Annotated in this window: 1 protein-coding gene; it reads left to right on the forward strand. The window is 57.6% G+C overall.

Features of this window, described 5'->3' with window-relative positions; translation table 11 throughout:
- Nucleotides 1-131: 131 nt before the first annotated feature.
- A partial coding sequence (locus DVK06_RS16975; protein WP_158600109.1) for a helix-turn-helix domain-containing protein occupies nt 132-585 on the forward strand: 454 nt, incomplete at its 3' end.

Raw genomic sequence — 585 nt, forward strand, 5'->3', positions numbered from 1 at the left:
CATTACGGTGAAACGGAAGACAATCACCATTCGGGAGGACCAAGACGAGTGGATTGAGGACCAACACCTCAACCTCTCATCATTCGTCCGAGAGCAGTTGGACGAACTCATCGAGGAGCGCAAGTAGCGCCATGTACTACGCCTACAAGTATCGTCTCAAGCCGTCCGACGCCCACCGCAAGGAGTTGGACCGCCACCGCCATATTTGCAGGCAACTGTACAACCACACGCGCTACCGCCTCAACGAGTACCAAGACGAACACGGCGAACTGCCGTCCATGACCACGCTTCGGTCGGAACTCCCCGACCTCAAGAAGTGGTGGGACGACCTCTCGGACGTGTACTCAAAGGTTCTCCAGACCGTCGTTGAACGGCTGTTCGACAACCTCAAAGGCCTCTCCAAGCTCAAGGAGAACGGCTACAGCGTCGGTCAGCTCACGTGGAAGCCACCACGGGAGTTCCGCAGTTTCACGTACAGTCAGTCTGGCTTCAAGCTCGACAAGAAGGGCGGTCGGACCGTGCTGTCACTCTCGAAGCTCGCGGATATCCCGATTCGACTCCACCGACCTATCCCCGACGACGCGA

Origin of the sequence: Halorubrum sp. Atlit-28R, assembly GCF_003665955.1 — an archaeon.
In the GTDB taxonomy this organism is placed as follows: Archaea; Halobacteriota; Halobacteria; order Halobacteriales; family Haloferacaceae; genus Halorubrum; species Halorubrum tropicale.